Genomic DNA, 15,991 nt, shown 5'->3' on the forward strand with positions numbered 1-15,991 from the left:
CCGCGGTGCTCATGGGTATGGGCTTCACCCCCACGCTCGCCCTCGCCGACGACCACCCGTCGACCTCGAACAGCCTCAAGGCGGACGAGTACAAGGACTGCGTCGCGGCGCTGGACGACGACAAGGACGGCGCCTCTCCCTCGCCCTCGGCGAGTGACGGAGACGCCGACGGCAAGAAGGACCAGGACGCTGCTGAGCCGGCTCCGTCGGCGTCGGCCGGCGGCTCGGGCGAGGACGCGGACAAGGCCCCGTCGGGTTCGACGGGTTCGTCTGGTTCGTCGGATTCAGGTTCCGACGACTCGGGCGACAAGACCGAGCCCACGCCGACCCCTTCGGCCTCGTCTGGCACGTCGGGCGAGGACGACGCGGCCACGCCGAGTCCGTCGGCGTCCGAGAGTGGTGGCGGGCTGCTGGACGGCATCGGCGACGCGATCGGCGGCATCCTCACGGGCGGCAAGTCCACCGAGAGCCCGAGCCCCACGCCGTCCGCGTCCTCGTCGCCTTCCGGGGACACGAGCGAGTCCGGGGACACGAGCGAGTCCGGGGACGCGAGCAAGTCCGACGCGTCCGGCACCGTCAAGGAGACCACCGACAAGGTCACCGACACGGCCGAGGACGCGGTGAAGGACACGACCGACAAGGCGTCGAAGGCGGCTGAGGACACCACCGAGGCGGCGAAGAAGGCGGCCGAAGAGGCGGCGGACAAGGCCACAGCCTCCCCCAGCCCGTCCGAGAGCCCCTCCGTAGACCCCGAGGACTGCCCGGCCGCCACGGACGCCGAGGGCGGGATCGACAACAAGATCCTCGTGCCCGACGAGCCCTGGCGCCTGGAGGCCAGCTCGCTGACGCTGAAGGGTGCCGACTACCAGGGCATCGTCGAGGTGAAGACCGCGAGCGGCGCCACAAAGAAGGTCCTGAAGTACGTCATCAACGACGGGACCGACATCGGGGACCTGCACCAGCTCGTCAAGGACAAGGCGTCCGGCAAGACCCACCACGTCCAGGCGGCCAAGGGCTCGAAGTCCACGATCACCGACGGCAAGACGGTGATGTACACGGAGAGCATCTCCGGAAACCTGCTCGGCCTGATCCCGGTCACGTTCGACCCGGAGCACCCGCCGCCCCTGAACATCCCGCTCATCTACTTCACCAACGTGAAGGTCACCCAGGCAGGCCAGTTCGGAGGCACGCTGACCGTGCCCGGGCTGCATCAGTACGTCACGGACTGACGTCCCCCGTCGGACTCGAGGGCGCCCCCTGGCCACCAGAGGGCGCCCTCGCCGCTGTCCCGAGAGATAGGGGATGATCGAGGCATGACCATCGTGGACGTGCTGACGGAATTCGCCGAGTCCGGTGGAATCGGCGTTCTCAAACCCGGCGCGTCCCTCGCTGAGGTGTCCGAGCGGCTGGGGCCGCCTCAAGATGGGGAGTACTTCCCGGGAAGGCGGCGGAAGAGGGGCGAGCCGCGCAACGTGCGCTACGGCGATGTCCGTCTCGAGGTCTGCTGCGACAAGCTCCTGGCCGTGGCACTGAGCACCGGGAGCGGGTCCGTCGACCTGCCGAGCGGCGTATCGGGCGAGACGGAGGAACTGCCCTCGGCCGTGACCGCCGCGCAGCTGCGCGAGGCGTTCGCCACGGCCGGGATACGTGCCGAGGAGGGGCTCTGGCCCGAACCGGCCGACCAGCTCACCCTCGTGGTGCCCCGTTCCCCGGCGGACGTGCACTTCACCTTCCGCCGGACCGACGCGGACGTGTCCGGGGACAGCGGTACGGTCCTGCACAGCGCGATCGCCCGAGGGCACCACGTCTGCGGCTGACGCAAGAGCGGAGGGCCGGCCCGCATCACGAACCGGCCCCCTTTTTTTCAACTCTGTGTCGGTGCCTACCCGACACCCTTCTGGCGGCTGATCTCCTTCAACGCGTCAATGAGGAACTTCAGTTTCGGCGCGAAGTTGGTCTTGCAGCCCCACCTCAGCGGCCGGGGCTTCTGACCAGTCTCCAACTTCTCGTTGTACCGCTGGTTCGCGGCGTCCTGGTTGAAGATGCGCATGGCATCCGTCGACTTCGCGATCAGGTCCTCACGCAGCCGGTCGTCGTCGATGAGCGTCTGGACGACCGCGCGGATCTCGTCATTGGTGGCCGCTCCCGCCTTGACGTCGATCGCGTAGCCCATGATGCCGCCCTTGACGTTGGTGGTCTGCAGCCCCACCTCGCGGCCGTTCTTCAGGTTGACGTGCGCACCCCGCTTGGTGCACCAGTCACCGTCGATCGGCGAGATGTGGTCGATCCCGCAGAACCGCTTCTTGCCCCCTGCCGCCTTGGCGGCGGCGAGCCCCTTGGCCTTGGAAGCCCCGGCCGCGCCGCTGAAGAGGTCCGCGGCGTCCAGAACGCACTCGCCGAGCTGGCCCTTGCGGAACTTCTCGATGATGTCCTTCAGCCTGGTGAGGGTTTTCCTGCCCCACGCGGCCTTCTCGAAGAACTCGGCGATACCGCTGGCGACCCGGACGATCGCTTTGCCGACGGCAGGAAGTTTGCCCACGACCAGTGCGAGGGACGCCACGTCGACGAAGGACCACAGGCAGCTTTCGATGTCGTCCTCACCGAAGCAGCGCTTGACGTTGTTGACGCCGAGCACCTCCAGCAGGATCTCGCCGCCGTTGGCCTTCACCCAGTCGATCACGCTCAGCGAGACGGCTGCCTGAGCGGCACGGTAGTCGTCGACACACTGCTGGCCGCACTGGGCCCGCAGGACGGCCTCGTCGTCGGCGCTCAGGGCCGGGCCCGCACTTCCTCCGGGCACACCGGTCTCACCCGCCTCCATGGCTTCACGGCGCTGCTGTTCGAGCCGCTTGCGCTCCTCCTGCTCCGCGCGGTCGGCGGCCTGGTCGGCGTCCTTCGCGGCACCGTCGGCATTCTTGGCCGCCGTCTCGGCCGCGGTGGCGTCCTGCTCCGCCTTGGTGGCGGTGTTGCGGGAGCTCGCCGCGTCCTTCTCCGCCGCGGTGGCGGCGGAACGGGCACTGGCGGCGTCCTTCTCCGCCTCGTCGGCCTCCCGGTCCGCCGCGGCCGCCTCTGACTCCGCCTCGTTCGCGGCCATGCCGGCGTAGACGGCGTCAGTACCGGCTTGCTGGTCGTACTTCTGGGCGTTCGCGTCGGCCTTCTTCGCCGCTTCCGCGGCTGTGGCGGCTTCGGCGGCGGAAGCGCGTGCGGCGGCTACCGAGGCCGCGGCCTTGGCCGCGTCGTCGGCTGCCGCGGCGGCGGCCTCGGCTGCGAGCTTGGCGTCGCCCTTCGCCTTCTCGGCCAGGGCCTTGGCCGCCTTGGCCGCCTTGGCGGCCTCATCGGCCTTGGCCTTGGCGGCGGCGGCCTGGCGTTCCGCGATCGGCTTGGACGTCTGCCCCACGAGGACTGCGAACGCGGCCGAGACGTCGGTCTCCTTGTACGGAGTGCCCATGGCGATGGCCTGGTTGGCGGGCTTGATCACCTCGGCGGCGGAGTCCCGGGCGGCGGTGGCCGCCTCGCCCGCGGCGAAGGCGTAACCGGCCGTGGTCGCGGCCCACGCGGCCGTCTTGGCGGCCTCGGCCTTCGCTGCCGTGGCCTCCTTACGTGCCGTGACCGCCGCTGCGGCGGCCTTCTTGCCCTCGGCCTCGGCGTCGGCGGCGTTCTTCTTGGCCGCTGCCGCGGCGTCGATCGCCTCGGCCGCGGCGGCGTGTGCCGTGGCGGCCGCGGCGCGCGTGGTTTCGTACGCGGACCACGCGTTGTCGGCCGCGGCGCGGGAGCGGGACGCTGCGGCGTCAGCGCGCGTGGCGGCGGCCCGAGCCTTCACGGCGGCCTCGCTCGCGTCATTGGCCGCGGCCCGTGCGTCGCGCGCCTCGTCCGTCGCCTCGGTGGCGGCAGAGCGGGCTTCCGTCGCGGCTTCACGAGCCTCACCCGCAGCGGCGGAACCCTTGGCCGCCTCGGCGGCGGCCTCCATGGCGGCCGCCCTGGACTTTGCGGCGTCCCGCTTCTTTTCGGCCGCGACGGCCAGGTCGCGGGCCAAGTACGCCTGGGCTTCGGCCTCCTCGGCCTCTTCGCGCTTGGCAGCGGCGGTGCCGCCCGCCGTTTCCGCGGCGGTGCGAGCCCGGGAGGCGGCATCCCGGTCCGACTGCGCCCGCTGCTCGGCGTCCTTCGCCTTGGACCGTTCGGCCGCCGCGTTGGCGCGCTCCCGCTTGGCGTTGTCGCGTTCCTTCTCGGCCTTGGCCCGCTCGGCAGCCGCCGTCGCGGCGCCCTGCTTCGCCGTCTTCTCGGCGGCCTCCGCCGTCGCCTGCGCGTTCTTCGCCTTCGTGGCGTTGGCAGCGGCTTCCTTTGCCAGCGCGTCCGCCGACACCCGGGCGGCCTTCGCCTGGGCGGCCGCCTCCTGCGCGGCGATCCGCCGGAACTCGGTGTTGATGGCGTGCGCCTGCGTCTGCGAGAGCGCGAACAGGGCCTTGCTGTCCGCCACCGTCGCCTTGGCGGCGTTCACCGCGGTCTGGGTGGCCTTCGCGGCCGCCTGGGCAGCGGCGTACGAGGCCTTGGCGGCCTGCACCGACTGCTGGGCGTACAGCAGGCCACGGCCGCGCGGCGTCTTGGCGGCGTCGGCGATGGCGTACGCGTCGTTCTGCGCGGTGCCGGCCTGTTCCGAGGCCGTCTTGGCCACGGCCACGGCCTTGTTGGCCAGGGTCAGTTGCTCGGCGGCCTTCTTCTGCGCGTTGGCGAGGTCCGTCTTGGCCTGGGTGAAGACCGCTGCCTTGGGCCGGTGGATGTTGTCCTTGGGCTGGCCGGCCCAGTACTTCTGCCAGAGCAGGATCTGCTCGGCCAGCCACGCCTGCCCGATGGACTCGATCATCGCCTCGGTGGTCTTGCGGGCCTCGGCCGAAGCGGACGCCTCGGCGGCCATGATGGTGCTCCGCGGCTTGGCCTGGGCGGCGTACTCCTGCTCCCACTCCTGATGGGCGCTCAGGACCACGGGGGTGAGGTTCCGTCGGGCGTCGACGGGGTTGAAACTGTCGCAGCCGCCCCAGGCGACCTTGAGGGACTCGACCTCCATGCGGTACTCGGCGGAGCCCTCGTCCAGCGGCTTGGTGACGAAGCCGCCGTGACGCAGGAAGGAGGCGACGTCGCTGGCGGTGGTCCAGTTGTAGGGGCCGCGGACGTCGGTGTCGCGGAACATCGAGTCCGTGGCGAAGTCGTTCCAGTCGTCCTGGCCCTTGATGTCGGCGGCGATCTTCCTCGCCTGGTCGACGGAGGCCTTGGTGGGCACACTCCGGCCGTCCTGGCCGAGCCGGCCGTACAGGTCCCGCTGCGGACCGAGTGTGAAGGCGACGACGTCCTTGTCGAACTCGGGAGCGTGGTACTCGGTGCCCGAGTCCCAGCCCGTCTGTGCGTAGATCTTGTTGGCCGTCTCCCAGCGCTCCGTGCGCTTCCTGGACTGGTCCAAGTACTGGGTGACGCCGTCGTTGTCCTTGCCGCGGGCGTCGCCGAGTGTGCCGAGGCCCGTCTGGGCACCTTCGAGGGCCGCCGTGAGGTCGGCGTCGGTTCCGTTGAGGGCTTTGGCCGCGGCGGCCTTGAGTGTGGGGCCGCCTATGTGCAGCGCCGTACCGGCCACGCACCGGTTCATCCGGGCGTCCTGCCCGAGGCTGATCCGGAACTGACCGGCATCAGGGTCTTCGGCCGGCGGATCGTCGGCCCGGGCGGGGGTCGCGTACACCAGTCCTGTCAGTACGGCGGACGCCGCCACCAGTGCGGTGCCGGCTAACCCCCGTGAGCGCAAGGCTCTTCGCATGTTGTCGCCTGTCTACTGGACGTATGTTCGATCCAAGAGGAAGGCGGGCGCGAGTGTGGGTGTGCGGCGGCAGCCGTGCGCGGACGGCCGACGGTGACTTCCGTCGGTACACGTCCGCGCTCTGGTCAGAGACTCCCGTGTGCTGGTCAGGCACACTTCCCCCGTGCCCTTTCCCCAAGGGCTTCACAAGAGTTACACAGGAAACAGATTTCCGGTAGGTGTACTTCGTCACCTACAAGCAAGGGCGCCCCCTGCCGTCACAGGGGGCGCCCTCGGCGCCGTACGCGGGCCTTCAGGCCCTTCCGGATCGGTGGATCAGTTGGCGGCGCCGCCCAGGTGGTGGACGCGCACCATGTTGGTGGTGCCGGGGACGCCGGGGGGCGAACCGGCGGTGATGACCACGATGTCGCCATCGTTGAAGCGGTTCAGCTTGACCAGCTCCTGCTCGACCAGGTCGACCATCTCGTCGGTGCTGTTCACGAACGGGACCACGTACGGCTCGACGCCCCAGCTGAGCGCCATCTGGTTGCGGGTGCCCTCGTCGGTGGTGAAGGCGATGATCGGCTGCTGCGCGCGGTAGCGGGACAGCCGGCGGGCGGTGTCGCCGGACTGCGTGAAGGCCACCAGGCCCCGGCCGCCGAGGAAGTCGGCGATCTCGCACGCGGCCCGGGCCACCGAACCGCCCTGCGTGCGCGGCTTCTTGCCCGGGACGAGCGGCTGCAGGCCCTTGGACAGCAGCTCCTGCTCGGCCGCGGTGACGATCTTCGACATGGTCTTGACCGTCTCGATCGGGTACGCGCCGACGGAGGACTCCGCCGACAGCATGACCGCGTCGGCGCCGTCCAGGATCGCGTTGGCCACGTCGGAGGCCTCGGCGCGGGTCGGACGGGAGTTGGTGATCATCGACTCCATCATCTGGGTCGCCACGATCACCGGCTTGGCGTTGCGCCGGCACAGCTCGATCAGGCGCTTCTGCACCATGGGGACCTTCTCGAGCGGGTACTCGACGGCGAGGTCACCGCGGGCGACCATCACACCGTCGAACGCCATCACGACGTCCTCCATGTTCTGCACCGCCTGCGGCTTCTCCACCTTGGCGACGACCGGGACGCGACGGCCCTCCTCGTCCATCACGCGGTGCACGTCCTGGACGTCCTTGGCGTCACGCACGAAGGACAGCGCGACGAGGTCGCAGCCCATGCGCAGCGCGAAGCGGAGGTCCTCGACGTCCTTGTCGGACAGCGCGGGCACGTTGACGGCCGCGCCGGGCAGGTTGATGCCCTTGTGGTCGGAGATGACGCCGCCCTCGATGACGATCGTCTTCACCCGGGGGCCCTCGACGCCGGTGACCTTCAGTTCGACGTTACCGTCGTTGATGAGGATCTGGTCGCCCTTGGCCACGTCACCGGGCAGGCCCTTGTAGGTCGTCCCGCAGATCGTCTTGTCGCCCGGGACGTCCTCGGTGGTGATGGTGAACTCGTCACCGCGGACCAGCTCCACCGGGCCTTCGGCGAAGGTCTCCAGGCGGATCTTCGGGCCCTGGAGGTCGGCGAGGACCCCGATGGCCCGGCCGGTCTCCTTGGCGGCGGCACGGACCCGGTCGTACCGGCCCTGGTGTTCGGCGTGCGAGCCGTGGCTGAAGTTGAAGCGGGCCACGTTCATGCCGGCCTCGATCAACGCGACAAGCTGCTCGTGGGAGTCGACCGCGGGGCCGAGAGTACAGACGATTTTCGAACGGCGCATGGGGCGATCCTATCGGTTTGTTTCGCAACGGAATATTCCGTCTGGCGGAAAATACAAAAGGGCGGGATGCCGCTCAGGTGTGATTCCCTGAACCAATTACCAGCGCGTAGGTCTGTGTCGCGATCTCCAATTCCTCGTCAGTAGGGACCACCGCCACCGCGACCCGGGCGCCCTCGGGCGAGATCAGCCGCGCCTCGTCGCCGCGTACGGCGTTGCGCTCGCCGTCCACCGCCAGGCCCAGCTCCTCCAGGCCCGCCAGGGCGGCCGCCCGCACGGGAGCCGCGTTCTCGCCCACACCGGCGGTGAAGGCGACCGCGTCCACCCGTCCGAGTACGGCGTAATAGGCACCGATGTACTTCTTCAGGCGGTGAATGTAGATGTCGAACGCCAGCTCCGCCTGCTCGTCGCCCTCGTCGACGCGACGGCGGATCTCCCGCATGTCGTTGTCGCCGCACAGACCGATCAGACCGCTCTTCTTGTTGAGAAGAGTGTCGATCTCGTCGGCGGACATTCCACCAACACGCATCAAATGGAAGATGACGGCCGGGTCCATGTCTCCGGAGCGCGTACCCATCACGAGCCCCTCCAAAGGCGTCAGCCCCATGGAAGTGTCCACGCAGCGACCGCCCCGCACGGCCGAGGCGGACGCCCCGTTGCCCAGGTGCAGCACGATCACGTTCGTCTCGGCCGGGTCCTTGCCCAGCAGCTCGGCGGTGGCCCGGGACACGTAGGCGTGCGAGGTGCCGTGGAAGCCGTAGCGCCGGATGCGGTGCTCGTCGGCGGTCTTCACGTCGATCGCGTAGCGGGCGGCCGACTCCGGCATCGTGGTGTGGAACGCGGTGTCGAAGACCGCGACCTGCGGCAGGTCGGGCCGCAGCGCCTGTGCCGTACGGATCCCGGTGAGGTTGGCCGGGTTGTGCAGCGGGGCCACCGGGATGAGCCGCTCGATCTCGGCGAGCACGGCGTCGTCGACGACGGTCGGCTCGGTGAAGAACTTCCCGCCGTGCACCACCCGGTGCCCGATCGCGGCCAGCTCGGGCGAGTCCAGGCCGAGGCCGTCCTTCGCGAGCTCCTCGGCCACGGCCTTCAGAGCGGCGTCGTGGTCGGCGACCGCCCCGCCGCGCTCCCGGCTCTCGCCGCCCGCCGGGGTGTGCTTGAGGCGGGAGGTCTGCTCGCCGATGCGCTCGACCAGGCCCACCGCCAGCCGGTCGTTGTCGCGCATGTCGAGCAGCTGGTACTTCAATGACGAGGAACCGGAGTTGAGGACGAGGACGCGGGTGGAGCTCACTGGGCGGTTGCTTTCTCGCTCGGGGACGGGGCGGGGGACTGGGCCTGGATCGCCGTGATGGCGACGGTGTTCACGATGTCCTGGACGAGGGCGCCCCGGGACAGGTCGTTGACCGGCTTGCGCAGCCCCTGGAGCACCGGGCCGACGGCGATGGCGCCGGCCGAGCGCTGCACGGCCTTGTAGGTGTTGTTGCCGGTGTTCAGGTCGGGGAAGATCAGCACACTCGCCTGCCCGGCGACCTCGGAGCCGGGCAGTTTGGTCGCCGCCACCGACGGCTCCACCGCGGCGTCGTACTGGATCGGGCCCTCGATCCTCAGGTCGGGCCGCAGCCTGCGGACGATCCCGGTGGCCTCGCGCACCTTGTCGACGTCGGCGCCGGAGCCGGACGTGCCCGTGGAGTACGACAGCATGGCGATGCGCGGCTCCACACCGAATTGCGCGGCCGTCGTCGCCGACTGGATGGCGATGTCGGCGAGCTGCTCGGCGTTCGGGTCGGGGTTGACCGCGCAGTCGCCGTAGACGAGCACCTTGTCGGCCAGGCACATGAAGAACACCGACGAGACGATGTCGGCGTCCGGCTTGGTCTTGATGATCTCGAAGGCCGGGCGGATGGTCGCGGCCGTGGAGTGCACCGACCCCGACACCATGCCGTCGGCGAGGCCCTCCTGCACCATGAGGGTGCCGAAGTAGTTCACGTCCGAGACGACGTCGTACGCCAGCTCCACGGTGACGCCGCGGTGGGCGCGCAGCGCCGCGTACTTCTCCGCGAAGGCGTCGCGCAGGTCGGAGGCGGCAGGGTCGATCAGCTGGGACTCGCCCAGGTCGATGCCGAGGTCGGCGGCCTTCTTGCGGATCCGGTCGACCGGGCCGAGCAGTGTCAGCTCGCACACGCCCCGGCGCAGCAGCACCTCGGCCGCGTGCAGCACACGCTCCTCGGTGCCCTCGGGCAGCACGACGCGGCGCAGGTCGGAGCGGGCCTGCTCCAGCAGCTTGTGCTCGAACATCATCGGCGTGACGCGATCGCTGCTCGGCGCGGAGACGCGGCGTGCGAGGCCGGCGGTGTCGGCGTACCGCTCGAACAGGCCGAGCGCCCGCTCCGCCTTGCGCGGGGTGGCCGCGTTCAGCTTTCCCTCCAGGGAGAACAGCTGCTCGGCGGTGGGGAAGCTGGTGCCGGCCACCGACAGCACCGGGGTGCCGGGGGCGAGGCGGTCGGCGAGGGTGAGGATGTCGTCGCCGGGCACCTCGTCCAGGGTGAGCAGCACGCCCGCGATCGGCGGGGTGCCGGCGCTGTGTGCGGCGAGCGAGCCGACGACCAGGTCGGCCCGGTCGCCGGGGGTGACGACCAGGCAGCCCGGGGTCAGGGCGCCGAGGAAGTTCGGCAGCATCGCGCCGCCGAAGACGAAACCGAGCACGTCCCGGGCCAGGCCCGAGTCGTCGCCGAGCACCACCTTGCCGCCGAGGGCGTGGCTGATCTGCGAGACGGTCGGGGCCGACAGCGCGGGCTCGTCGGGCAGCACGTAACAGGGCACGGGGAGCCGGGAGCCGAGCTGGCCGGCGATCTCGTCGCGGTCCTCAGGGGCCACCCGGTTGGTGACCATGGCCAGGACGTCGCAGCCGAGGGTGTCGTAGGCGCGGTAGGCGTTGCGCGTCTCGGCGAGCACGGACTCGACGCTCTGCTTGCGGCCGCCGACGACCGGGATCACCGACGCGCCGAACTCGTTCGCCAGCCGGGCGTTGAGCGACAGCTCGTCCGGGAGCTGGGTGTCGGCGAAGTCGGTGCCGAGGACCAGGACGACGTCGTAGTCCCGGGCGACCAGGTGGAAGCGGTCGACGAGCGTGGACACCAGCTCGTCCGTGCCGGCCTCGGCCTGGAGGGCGGACGCCTCGTGGTAGTCCATGCCGTACACGGTCGCGGGGTCCTGGGCGAGCCGGTAGCGTGCGCGCAGCAGCTCGAAGAGGCGGTCGGGCCCGTCGTGGACCAAGGGGCGGAAGACGCCGACCCGGTCCACCTGCCGGGTGAGGAGCTCCATGACCCCCAGTTCGACGACCTGCCGTCCGTCGCCGCGGTCGATGCCGGTCACGTACACGCTGCGGGTCACGCGCGCTCTCCGTTTCGTCTCAGGGGGAGGTCCGGTCTCAGGGGGGATGTCCGGGGTGTCTCTGTGGGCTGTGCGGGACGTCGAAAAATCGCCCACCGAGGCGAGCAGAACCGCCTTGACAATACCTCCGCCGCTAGATAAGGCGCCCGTCAGAGTGGGGCTGCCCCATCGGGCTGTGGAGCGTGAAACAATCGGCGGAGGCTCACCGGTATCCACAGCGAGCAGGAGACACAGCACGATGCGTATCGGAGTCCTCACCGCAGGCGGCGACTGCCCTGGCCTGAACGCCGTGATCCGTTCGGTCGTGCACCGAGCGGTCGACAACTACGGCGACGAGGTCATCGGCTTCGAGGACGGGTACGCGGGCCTGCTGGACGGGCGCTACCGCACCCTCGACCTGAACGCGGTCAGCGGCATCCTCGCCCGCGGCGGCACCATCCTCGGCTCGTCCCGGCTGGAGCGCGACCGGCTCCGCGAGGCCTGCGAGAACGCCTCCGACATGATCCACCAGTTCGGCATCGACGCGCTGATCCCGATCGGCGGCGAGGGCACGCTGACGGCGGCCCGCATGCTGTCCGACGCGGGTCTGCCGGTCGTGGGCGTCCCGAAGACGATCGACAACGACATCTCCTCCACGGACCGCACCTTCGGCTTCGACACGGCGGTCGGCGTCGCCACCGAGGCGATGGACCGCCTCAAGACCACCGCCGAGTCCCATCAGCGGGTGATGGTGGTCGAGGTCATGGGCCGGCACGCCGGGTGGATCGCGCTGGAGTCCGGCATGGCGGCCGGTGCGCACGGGATCTGTCTGCCGGAGCGTCCGTTCGACCCGGCCGATCTCGTGAAGATGGTCGAGGAGCGCTTCGCCCGCGGCAAGAAGTTCGCGGTCGTCTGCGTCGCCGAGGGCGCCCACCCGGCCGAGGGCTCCATGGACTACGGCAAGGGCGAGATCGACCAGTTCGGCCATGAGCGCTTCCTGGGCATCGGCACGGCACTCGCCCATGAGCTGGAGCGACGGCTCGGCAAGGAGGCCAAGCCGGTCATTCTCGGCCACGTCCAGCGCGGCGGTACCCCGACCGCCTACGACCGGGTGCTCGCCACGCGCTTCGGCTGGCACGCGGTGGAGGCGGCGCACCAGGAGCAGTTCGGCAGGATGACGGCGCTGCGCGGGACGGACATCGTGATGGTGCCGCTCGCGGAAGCGGTCACCGAGCTGAAGACCGTGCCGAAGGACCGGATGGACGAGGCCGAGTCGGTGTTCTAGGCCGGGCGACGTCCGGGGGCCTGGGCCGGGCGGCATCCGGGATCAGGATCAGGCCGGGTTCTCCTGGACCGTCGTCCAGAAGTGCTCGACGATCCGGTCGAGGAAGTCGCGCGCCAGGTCACCGGCCTCGCTGCTGCCGCCGCCCCAGCTCAGAGTGGCGGCCATGTGCCCCTGGTAGTCCTGGTGCAGTTCCTGCAGGGCGTCCTCCAGGAACCGCCGGTCCAGGGGGACGACCTTCGCCACGGGGCGTACGTAGGCCTGCCATCGGGTGGTGACGGCGCTGCGCAGCAGGTCGCCGAGTCTGGCGTCACGGCCCGTGACGGCGACGAAGTCGGGCAGCCGGAGGCCGAGCAGATCGGCGAGGGCGGCGGACTGCCGGTCGCTGCCGCGCCAGGAGTCGGTCGCCTCCATGCGCAGGTACGCGTGGAGTTCGTGCCCGACGGTCCGGGCGACGTCCTCGGGGGCGAGGCCGCGGGCGATGCGGTGCTCGCGCAGGGTGCGGGGTCTGCCGATGAGTTCGCCGGGCGAGCACCACAGGACGCCCGCCAGGGCGGTGAGTTCGGATCCGGACGGGGCGGCGGCCCCGCGTTCCCAGGCGATGACGTGGCCCGGGGTGATGTGCGGGTGCCCGTACGAGACGCGCATGTCGTGGGCGACGTGGTCGGGCGTCATCCCGAGCGCGGCGCGCAGCCGGCGGGCGGCGGGGGCGTTGAAGGGCGGCGGCGTGGGGGTCGGGGTCGGTTCACTCGGGCGGGGCGAAGGTCGGCGCACGCGCCACAAGCTAGGGGCGCGGGACTGCGGCGACTACGGTCTGTTCGGCCAGGATCACGGATTGTAGGAAGCTACGGCTACTCGCGGGTTGGAAGGGGGCTGAAGATCGTCTTGCCAGGCCGGGCGGGGCGGTGGTGAGGATGGCGCCGGACCCGGCGGACGTGGGTCCGGAAAGGCAGTGAAAAACGTGAACGGCAAGCTCAACGGGCATATTCGCGAGCGTCTGCTGGCGACGAACTTCTGGCACCTCGCGACCGTGAGTGCGGACGGGGCGCCTCAGGTGTCGCCCATGTGGGCGGACATCGAAGGGGAGTACGTCATGGTCAACACCTCGATCGGGCGGGTGAAGGAGGAGAATCTGCGGCGCAATCCGTACGTTTCCCTGTCCCACCACGACCCCGCGAACCCGTACGACCGTGCGGAGATCCGGGGGAAGGTCGTCCGGTTCGTCGAGGGCGAGGAGGCGGAGCGGGGCATGGACCGGCTCGCGCGCAAGTACCTCGGGGAGGACCGGTACCCGTGGCTGTTGCCCGGGGAGCGCCGGGTGATGCTGCTCATCGAGCCGACGCGGGTGCGGACGCTGGAGGGTGTGGAGCCGTTCCGGGCCGGGGTCCTGCCCGACGCAGCCGCCGGCTGACGATCCCTCTCGCGCACCACCCCTCATCTCTCGCGAACTGCCCCTGATCTTTCGCGAATGCCCCTGATCTTTCGCGACCTGATCCTCAGCGCCAGTCGGGCACGCCCGCCACCGGTGGCGGCCCGGACTCGATCCTCGCCCGGACGTCCCGCATCACGTCGATGACGCGGGCCTCGTGCTCAGGCGTCAGCCGGGCCACCGGGACCGAACAGCTGATGGCGTCGACGACCGGGGTGCCGTAGCGCAGGGCGAAACCGAAGCCGGCGATGCCGGGCACCGTCTCCTCGCGGTCGACCGAGTAGCCGCGTGCGCGCACCCCGGCCAGGTCGGCCAGCAGGGCGGCCCGGTCGGTGTGCGTGTTCTCCGTGAGGGCCGTCAACGGGCCGTCGCCGAAGGGCAGTTCACCGTCGGTGCGCTCGGCGAGCAGCGCCTTGCCGAGCGCACCGGCATGCGCCGGGACACGGCGGCCGACCCGGCTGATGGTGCGCAGGTACTCGTGCGACTCCCGGGTGGCGAGATAGACGACGTCCCGGCCGTCCAGCCGTGCCATGTGGATCGTCTCGCCCAGCGCGTCGGACGCCTCGTCCAGGTACGGCCGGACCAGGCGGATGCGCCGGTCCCCGTCGAGGTAGCCGGTGCCGGTGAGCAGCGCCCGGATGCCGATGCCGTAGAGGGAGCCGGTGGCGTCGGTACGGACCCAGCCGGAGTCGACGAGCGTCTGGAGCAGCTGGTACATGCTGCTGCGCGGCACGCCCAGGTCCTGCGCGAGCTGGTCGAGGCGGGAGGGCTCTTCGCCCCGCCCGGCGAGCAGTTCCAGCAGCGCGACGGTCCGGGCCGCCGACTTCACGCCGCGGACGCCTCTCCTCTCCTGCATGGGCTCATCGTAGGTCCGCCGCGATCCGGTCCCCGGCAATCCGTGATCGCACGACCATTGACCCCGCAGGTTCACCCACTTAGCCTCCATCTGCATACGTGGACAGCATCTGCATACAGGGATGAGCTCCCACCAGTTCAAAGGGGAACTGCCTTGCCTCTGCTCGTAGTCGGGATCAGCGTCCTGATCCTGCTTCTCCTCATGACCAGGCTCAGACTGAACGGCTTCGCCGCGCTGCTGCTCGTGGCGGTCGGGGTGGCACTGGTCCAGGGCATTCCGGTGGCGACCATCCCGGACGTCCTCTCCGAGGGCATCGGGGACCAGATCGGCGACACCATGCTGACCATCGGGCTCGGCGCCATGGTCGGCCGGGTGATGGGCGACTCGGGCGCCGCACAGCGGATAGCCGGCAAGCTCCTCGACGCCTTCGGCCCGCGCTGGGTCCAGGTCGCCATGGTGGTCACGTCCATGCTGATCGGCGTGACCATGTTCTACGAGGTCGCGTTCATCATCATCGTGCCCATCGCGTTCACCCTGGTCAGGGTCACCGGGGCGAAGCTGCTGTGGGTCGGCCTGCCGATGTCCATCGCCCTGTCCACCATGCACAGCTTCCTGCCGCCGCACCCCGGCCCCACCGCCGTCGCCGCGACCTTCCACGCCTCCGTCGGACTGACGCTGTTCTACGGCCTGTTCGTCGCCGTGCCCGCCGGGGTGCTCATCGCCCTCACCTGGCCCCGGCTTCCGTTCGTCGCGCGGTTGACGCCCGGCATCCCCAAGGGCCTGGTCAGCGAACGGGAGTTCACCGAGGAGGAGATGCCGGGGCTCGGCTGGTCGCTGTTCGTGGCGCTGTTCCCCGTGGTGCTGATCGTCGCCGCCGCCGTGACCGACATGGCCACCTCCGGCGAGAGCCCGTTCCTGCACGTCGTCGCCTTCGTCGGCTCGGCACCGATCGCCCTGCTGCTGACCCTGTGTCTCGCGGTCTGGGCGTTCGGGCCGCGGATCGGCCGGAGCCTCGCCGACGTCGCCGCCTCCTGCACCTCGGCGGCCCAGGCGATGGCCATGATCCTGCTGGTGATCGGCGCGGGCGGGGCCTTCAAGAACGTCCTGGTTGAAGGCGGGATCTCCGACTACATCAAGGACGCCACGGACGGCTGGTCCATCTCGCCGATCGTCCTCGCCTGGCTCGTCGCCGTCATCCTGCGCATCGCGCTCGGCTCGGCCACGGTCGCCGTCGTCACGGCCTCCGGGGTGGCGCTGCCGCTCCTGGCGGGCAGCGGGGCGCACCCGGAGGTGATGGTGCTGGCCGTCGCCTGCGGCTCCATCGCGTTCTCCCATGTGAACGACCCCGGGTTCTGGCTGTTCAAGGAGTACTTCAACCTCTCCGTCATCGAGGCGATCAAGGTCCGCACGTCCTACACGACGGTGCTCGCCGTGCTCGGACTGGGCGGGGTGCTGGTGGTCGAGTGGGTGCTCGACGCCCTCGGCCTGTGAACCCCGGCGTCCTTGGTCTGCGCATCACCC

The 15,991-nt window shown here is 70.3% G+C and carries 11 protein-coding genes; 5 read left to right on the forward strand and 6 right to left on the reverse strand.

Going from position 1 to position 15,991, the window contains the following annotated elements:
* Both SSQG_RS26980 and SSQG_RS26985 read left to right on the forward strand, forming a co-directional pair.
* Positions 1-1,229, forward strand: a 1,229-nt coding sequence (locus tag SSQG_RS26980) for a hypothetical protein (RefSeq protein WP_078506927.1), incomplete at its 5' end; no start/stop codon positions are given.
* An 84-nt stretch (positions 1,230-1,313) separates the two neighbouring features.
* Positions 1,314-1,817, forward strand: a complete 504-nt coding sequence (locus tag SSQG_RS26985) for a hypothetical protein (protein WP_003993047.1) — start codon at positions 1,314-1,316, stop codon at positions 1,815-1,817.
* Between the two features lie 65 nt (positions 1,818-1,882).
* Here SSQG_RS26985 and SSQG_RS41505 read toward each other — a convergent pair whose 3' ends face one another.
* The 4 genes from SSQG_RS41505 to pta form a co-directional block, all read right to left on the reverse strand.
* Positions 1,883-5,719 carry a hypothetical protein gene (locus SSQG_RS41505; protein ID WP_158681111.1) on the reverse strand — a complete coding sequence of 1,279 codons (3,837 nt, stop codon included), beginning with the start codon at positions 5,717-5,719 and terminating at the stop codon, positions 1,883-1,885.
* A 390-nt stretch (positions 5,720-6,109) separates the two neighbouring features.
* Complete coding sequence (gene pyk, locus SSQG_RS26995; protein ID WP_003993049.1) at positions 6,110-7,537, reverse strand: pyruvate kinase; 1,428 nt, start codon at positions 7,535-7,537, stop codon at positions 6,110-6,112.
* Positions 7,538-7,610: 73 nt separating this feature from the next.
* Positions 7,611-8,825 (reverse strand): acetate kinase, encoded by a 1,215-nt coding sequence (locus SSQG_RS27000; RefSeq protein ID WP_003993050.1) that lies wholly within the window; start codon positions 8,823-8,825, stop codon positions 7,611-7,613.
* Entirely contained in the window at positions 8,822-10,924 is a 2,103-nt protein-coding gene (gene pta, locus SSQG_RS27005) for a phosphate acetyltransferase (protein WP_003993051.1), read from the reverse strand. Before pta ends, SSQG_RS27000 begins: the two co-directional genes overlap by 4 nt.
* Positions 10,925-11,162: 238 nt before the next feature.
* Here pta and SSQG_RS27010 point away from each other — a divergent pair, with 238 nt between their 5' ends.
* Positions 11,163-12,188 (forward strand): ATP-dependent 6-phosphofructokinase, encoded by a 1,026-nt coding sequence (locus SSQG_RS27010; RefSeq protein WP_003993052.1) that lies wholly within the window; start codon positions 11,163-11,165, stop codon positions 12,186-12,188.
* Between the two features lie 48 nt (positions 12,189-12,236).
* Here the strand turns inward: SSQG_RS27010 and SSQG_RS27015 are convergent, their stop codons facing one another.
* Positions 12,237-12,959: a helix-turn-helix domain-containing protein gene (locus tag SSQG_RS27015; RefSeq protein ID WP_003993053.1), complete on the reverse strand. Its 723-nt coding sequence runs from the start codon at positions 12,957-12,959 to the stop codon at positions 12,237-12,239.
* A 178-nt stretch (positions 12,960-13,137) separates the two neighbouring features.
* Between SSQG_RS27015 and SSQG_RS27020 the strand changes: the two genes are divergently transcribed.
* Complete coding sequence (locus tag SSQG_RS27020) at positions 13,138-13,596, forward strand: PPOX class F420-dependent oxidoreductase (RefSeq protein WP_003993054.1); 459 nt, start codon at positions 13,138-13,140, stop codon at positions 13,594-13,596.
* 85 nt (positions 13,597-13,681) lie between these two features.
* On the opposite strand, the gene SSQG_RS27025 is transcribed toward SSQG_RS27020, so the two are convergent.
* Positions 13,682-14,470, reverse strand: coding sequence for an IclR family transcriptional regulator (locus SSQG_RS27025; RefSeq protein ID WP_003993055.1), 789 nt, complete (start codon positions 14,468-14,470; stop codon positions 13,682-13,684).
* 153 nt (positions 14,471-14,623) lie between these two features.
* Between SSQG_RS27025 and SSQG_RS27030 the strand changes: the two genes are divergently transcribed.
* Entirely contained in the window at positions 14,624-15,961 is a 1,338-nt protein-coding gene (locus SSQG_RS27030) for a gluconate:H+ symporter (protein ID WP_039933695.1), read from the forward strand.
* The last annotated feature ends 30 nt before the right edge of the window (positions 15,962-15,991 follow it).

The sequence above is a fragment of the Streptomyces viridochromogenes DSM 40736 genome (assembly GCF_000158955.1).
GTDB lineage: Bacteria > Actinomycetota > Actinomycetes > Streptomycetales > Streptomycetaceae > Streptomyces > Streptomyces venetus.

Excerpts from the sequence above, each read along its gene's own strand:
- SSQG_RS26985 (WP_003993047.1), top strand. The coding sequence starts at position 1,314 with ATGACCATCGTGGACGTGCTGACGGAATTCGCCGAGTCCGGTGGAATC.
- pyk (WP_003993049.1), bottom strand. The coding sequence starts at position 7,537 with ATGCGCCGTTCGAAAATCGTCTGTACTCTCGGCCCCGCGGTCGACTCC.
- SSQG_RS27010 (WP_003993052.1), top strand. The coding sequence starts at position 11,163 with ATGCGTATCGGAGTCCTCACCGCAGGCGGCGACTGCCCTGGCCTGAAC.
- SSQG_RS27025 (WP_003993055.1), bottom strand. The coding sequence starts at position 14,470 with ATGCAGGAGAGGAGAGGCGTCCGCGGCGTGAAGTCGGCGGCCCGGACC.